Below are 4,416 nucleotides of genomic sequence, written 5' to 3' on the forward strand. Positions count from 1 at the left end.
GTTCTAAAGTGTAATGGGAGCATCTCGCGCCAAGAGGTGCGACCCCGCGGAATTGGAAATCCGCAAGGGAACGCGCACCTAGCAAAGACGCAAAGGGAATTAAAAATCATCTTACGTCTATGAACGCAAGTTAGTATAATTTTCTAACTTGTTCTTTATATTTGAAATTCAAGGTAGTAATCAGTAGAGTATACTTAAAGTTTTTTAAAAAAATATCAGTAAATACTCTTGATTTTTTGTCCTGGCGCCAATAATTATACTTACGTAATTTTACTTAAATAAGTCATCCAAGCATTTCGTCAAAGAAAGCAAAAGTTTTACATGGTGAATATTAATAACAAATGAATCGAACAAAATACGAGCAAGATTATTATCAATGGACTCAAGCAATGGTCAAGGCATTACGAGCAAGAGATTATTCGAGCCTAGATTGGGATAATTTAATTGATGAAATTGATGACATGGGCAAAAGTCAGAAACGTGCTATTGAAAGTTTATTGATGCGTCTGACTGAACATTTATTGAAATTGAAGTATTGGAAAAAAGAAAAGTCCAGAAATGCTAAACACTGGCGTGCTGAAGTGGTTAATTTTCGGGTTTCTTGAGGAATATGGGTTGCTGCTTCGCCGATCAATTCTAAATTTCTCAGGGTTGCATCGTAGTAGGGATCATTGTTAATGAAGGTTTCTTGGTCGAGGTTTTTGGTGTAACGTAAGACTTTCTGGGCAAAGCGAATCATGTCATCTATATAAAACCGCCATTCTCTTTGGGGTATATTTTTAGACATCAATCTTTTCTGCATCGATGTAGGGTTGCAATTCAGGGCGAAGAGATGTTTCTGTGATCAGATCGACGGGGCAGTTAAGAAGATCTTCGAGGTAGAACAAGACACCAAAATATTTTTTAGAGTCGGCTTTTCCTTGAAAGGTAATTAGTATATCGATATCACTTTTTTCGGTGGCAGTATCTCTAGCAGTAGAGCCGAATAGGGCAAGTTTTGTGACTCCATATTTTTCTTGAAGTAGGGTTTTACTTTTGGTGAGGAGTTCTAGGGCTTGTTGTTTTTTCATCGGAACGACGAGAGAAACAGATGGGAAAAAAAGCTTTAGTCTATTGTGTTATTCTGCTGATTAGCTTAACATAAACTGTATCTTCCCAAGTAGGTACAGATTTATACTTACAGAATCTCTTGGTATCTGAGCGATCGCGTTACTGATTAGTAGCGATCTCATTTCTTCGATGCAATAGAGGACTCGAGATCGCCACTACTATAGATTTCTTCTCCAGTCTTCTAGAATTTGGGGTGAAATGTGTTTCTTTCTTTGTTCGATTAAAGCATCCGCCATTGTAATTACCCATGAGCTCAAGGGTAATATTTTTCTAGCCATTCCCATTCATCTAACCAGTGAAAATCAATAAGTGCTGTGGCATCGAGAATTGCCCCATTAAGCGATCGCATAAACCTCAGCTTCTTGACGATTTTTTCGTAATTCTTCAATTGTCATATCGAGAAGTTCTGCTGCTTTCATTTCAGAGATTTTAGCTAAGGGAAGAGCCTGCCAGACCAGGTCGTAATAACGTTCATTTTCTGGGAATTCTTCTGGGTTTAAAGCTGGTGGTAATTCAGAGTTTTTTAGAGAAGAACCATGCTGACGTTTGTAGGTCGCACAAATTTTGGCTTTTTCCTCAATGTTGGCGCATTTCCTAATCCTAAACGGTGGCGAAATTGATTCGCGATCGCAGAAATGCGTTTTTCATGTCCTATGAGCTGATAGCAAGGTGTGCTTTCAGGAGCATAGGGTGGTAGTCCAACAGCTTGTTCTAAAGAGTTGTAAGTTTTGAGTTCTCGTAAAACTTGAGTGGCAAACTGAGGTTTTTTGTGAAAGGATACAGGGGCGCGAAATTTGAAGTTGGGTAAACCTGATTTCTCAATGCATAGTAAATCGTCGAGTTTAACGTCTAAAGCTTTTGCCAGAGCAGATAGAGTTTTACTATCGGCAAGAGTTTTGGCTTTTTCGTAATTGTTGATGCTTTGGCGAGTTATGCCTACTATTGTGGCGAGTTTCTCCTGAGACAAATGCATTCCTTTGCGATAGCGAATTAGGTTTTTGGCAATAGTCTCTTTCATCGTAAGAATTAATGTCAAAATTGTTGGTTTATTTTATCCCTAATTATACTAAAAATGTAAAATTGCTTTGACATTAGGAAGTATTATGAGTAACTAGTATATCCAATTACTACAAGAATTTCCCCCACGTACTATTACTAATGAGAAACAATTACTTTGAGAAGTTAAACTATTTATATATGATCATGATTAGGACTTACGCAAAATAAAATATAATTATCTTGAGCCTTATCCCTTAAATTATTAATAAAAGCCATCAATGCAACTGGGGGACTAGCCCCCCAGACCCCCGATTGGGGCCGGGACGCCGCCCCCAAACCCCTTGCGTAAGGATTAACTAATGAGTAGGAAAATTGGGGAGCGTCTTGGTGGTTGTTTAATGTTCTAGATAGGAATTGTAATTTCTTAAAACATATCTCTAAAATATCTTTCAATCCAATTTATATGAGACATCTGCGTAAGTCCTAATGATCTAACTTTACAATTAGATAACAAGCCAATTCCAGAGCCTAAGTATAAGCCTGTAATCTATCAGGCTATTGTATAAATGCATTATTTAAGTTTTTAACTAAAGCTTTATCTGATAATTATGTTAGAAATAAACAAAAACTATTTATTAGACAATAATCAAAAACCCATTGCGGTTCAGATTCCTATTGCTGAATTTGAGAAGATTGAGGAAATCTTAGAAGACTATGGATTAGCTCAACTCATGGACGAGACAAAAGATGATAAAACTTTAAACAAACAAGAAGCATTAAACTATTTAGCATCCTTGAAGGCTGATAATGTGGAAAGTTGAATATACCAAAAGATTTTTAAAAGAATTAGCTTCTTTGCCCGAAGATACTCAAGTTCGCATCGAGTCAATTGTTTTCAATGAACTGGAATCAGAGAATCCTTTTGATTTGGGATATCTAAAGAAGATGAAAGGCTATCAGGATAAGTATAAAATCAGAGTTGGCAACTATAGAGTTGGTTTAACCATCCACAAGCAAAGGCAAACTATAATTTGCCAACGAGTTGCTCACCGCAGAGAGATTTATCAAATTTTCCCCTAGTATTTGCGATCAACGAAGCTGGCACTGCGCGATCGCATTTTTTAGTAAAATAGAAACTAAGAATAGGCGATCGCGCTTAGGAATAAGATTATCGAGATTGAGAAATAAGTGACTAATATTACTATTCCATCAGAAACAATAGCTCAATTCTGCCAGCGTTATCATATCCAAAAATTGTCCTTTTTTGGTTCTGTTTTGCGTGATGATTTTTCTCCTGAGAGTGATATCGATATCCTGGTTGAGTTTGACCCGCAACATGTACCAGGGTTAATTCGTTTATCAGCAATGGAACAAGAATTATCTGGGATTTTCCAACATAAAGTTGATTTACGCACACCTGAAGATTTGAGTTCTTATTTTCGTCAAGAAGTTATAGATTCAGCTCTTATTCAATATGCCGCTTCAATTACAATAAGCTGAAAGTTTTATCTAAGCTTAGTAATTGCAAAGAAATGTTTTTGAAATTATTAAGAAATATATTGACTTGAATATTTATAACTAAATTATGTACTAATTTTAAAGTAATTGACATTCGACTTTTAAAGTAACACTTATCAAGTAAATGAGGAAAAAATATGAATGTGGAAAACGCAATTGAACCAGATTCTCAAACAGCCGCCTTGGAGTTCCTTAAGAAACTTGCTCCTGATGAATCATTCGTTATGGTAAATCTTTTGAAATTTAAAGAAAATGCTGAATATAAGGAAGGTTCTAAGTATAAAGAGGAAAAAGCTATCTCTGGGGCAGAAGCTTATCAAAAATACTTGGATGAAGTAATTGGTTTCGTTCAAAAATCAGGGAAGGATGTACAAGTGCTGAGTGATAGTAAAGTTTTTGGTCTTTTACTGGGCAAAGTTGAAGAGCTTTGGGATCGTGTTGTATTAGTAAGATATGGTTCTGTGAAAGTTTTTCAAGAACTAACTCAATCGAAACCTTTTCTAGACGCTCAAGAACACAGATTAGCAGGTCTCGCTGGTCAACTAAATATTGGAACAAAAGCTAGTTCATAAAATAAGTGTCTTATCGTTGGTGATCGCATGTCTTCGATGTAACAACAACTGGGAATTTGCGATCGCTGAAACAAGTGAAATTATTGAAATGAAGAAAGTTTTCATTAGATAGATAATAATTATCGGCGTTGCTGATTTAAAACATGAAAGAATTTTGGACTAATCTTCTTTGCTTCTTTCTTTGCGTCTTTGCGCCTTTGCGCGAAACGAATTCATA

The 4,416-nt window shown here is 36.1% G+C and carries 8 protein-coding genes and 1 pseudogene; 5 read left to right on the top strand and 4 right to left on the bottom strand.

Annotation, left to right across the window (positions count from 1 at the left end):
• Positions 1–341 precede the first annotated feature (341 nt).
• Positions 342–605: a DUF29 domain-containing protein gene (locus tag XEN7305_RS29535; protein WP_006508955.1), complete on the top strand. Its 264-nt coding sequence runs from the start codon at positions 342–344 to the stop codon at positions 603–605.
• On the opposite strand, the pseudogene XEN7305_RS30295 reads toward XEN7305_RS29535, so the two are convergent.
• From XEN7305_RS30295 to XEN7305_RS08375, 4 genes and pseudogenes are all read right to left on the bottom strand, one after another.
• Positions 593–787, bottom strand: a pseudogene (locus XEN7305_RS30295) (DUF86 domain-containing protein); the annotation flags it as partial. The gene XEN7305_RS29535 and the pseudogene XEN7305_RS30295 sit on opposite strands and share 13 nt — an antisense overlap.
• Positions 780–1,070, bottom strand: coding sequence for a nucleotidyltransferase family protein (locus XEN7305_RS08370; protein ID WP_006508957.1), 291 nt, complete (start codon positions 1,068–1,070; stop codon positions 780–782). The pseudogene XEN7305_RS30295 and the gene XEN7305_RS08370, both read right to left, overlap by 8 nt.
• Before the next feature lie 293 nt (positions 1,071–1,363).
• On the bottom strand, positions 1,364–1,498 hold the full coding sequence (locus XEN7305_RS30015; protein ID WP_255324980.1) for a hypothetical protein: 135 nt from the start codon (positions 1,496–1,498) through the stop codon (positions 1,364–1,366).
• A gap of 135 nt (positions 1,499–1,633) precedes the next feature.
• The gene (locus XEN7305_RS08375; protein ID WP_202951253.1) at positions 1,634–2,146 is read right to left on the bottom strand and encodes a helix-turn-helix transcriptional regulator; all 513 of its coding nucleotides are present in this window, start codon (positions 2,144–2,146) and stop codon (positions 1,634–1,636) included.
• A gap of 571 nt (positions 2,147–2,717) precedes the next feature.
• Here XEN7305_RS08375 and XEN7305_RS08380 point away from each other — a divergent pair.
• The 4 genes from XEN7305_RS08380 (at position 2,718) to XEN7305_RS08395 (ending at position 4,199) form a co-directional block, all read left to right on the top strand.
• Positions 2,718–2,930: a hypothetical protein gene (locus XEN7305_RS08380; RefSeq protein WP_006508960.1), complete on the top strand. Its 213-nt coding sequence runs from the start codon at positions 2,718–2,720 to the stop codon at positions 2,928–2,930.
• Entirely contained in the window at positions 2,917–3,189 is a 273-nt protein-coding gene (locus tag XEN7305_RS08385) for a type II toxin-antitoxin system RelE/ParE family toxin (protein ID WP_006508961.1), read from the top strand. The genes XEN7305_RS08380 and XEN7305_RS08385 overlap by 14 nt, the downstream gene beginning before the upstream one ends.
• A gap of 108 nt (positions 3,190–3,297) precedes the next feature.
• Entirely contained in the window at positions 3,298–3,609 is a 312-nt protein-coding gene (locus tag XEN7305_RS08390) for a nucleotidyltransferase family protein (protein ID WP_006508962.1), read from the top strand.
• 155 nt (positions 3,610–3,764) lie between these two features.
• Positions 3,765–4,199, top strand: a complete 435-nt coding sequence (locus XEN7305_RS08395) for a hypothetical protein (RefSeq protein WP_006508963.1) — start codon at positions 3,765–3,767, stop codon at positions 4,197–4,199.
• Positions 4,200–4,416: the final 217 nt, after the last annotated feature.

Source organism: Xenococcus sp. PCC 7305, assembly GCF_000332055.1.
Taxonomy (GTDB): domain Bacteria; phylum Cyanobacteriota; class Cyanobacteriia; order Cyanobacteriales; family Xenococcaceae; genus Xenococcus.

Coding starts and splice junctions, on each gene's coding strand:
- XEN7305_RS29535 (WP_006508955.1), top strand. CDS start 342: ATGAATCGAACAAAATACGAGCAAGATTATTATCAATGGACTCAAGCA.
- XEN7305_RS08370 (WP_006508957.1), bottom strand. CDS start 1,070: ATGAAAAAACAACAAGCCCTAGAACTCCTCACCAAAAGTAAAACCCTA.
- XEN7305_RS08380 (WP_006508960.1), top strand. CDS start 2,718: ATGTTAGAAATAAACAAAAACTATTTATTAGACAATAATCAAAAACCC.
- XEN7305_RS08385 (WP_006508961.1), top strand. CDS start 2,917: ATGTGGAAAGTTGAATATACCAAAAGATTTTTAAAAGAATTAGCTTCT.
- XEN7305_RS08395 (WP_006508963.1), top strand. CDS start 3,765: ATGAATGTGGAAAACGCAATTGAACCAGATTCTCAAACAGCCGCCTTG.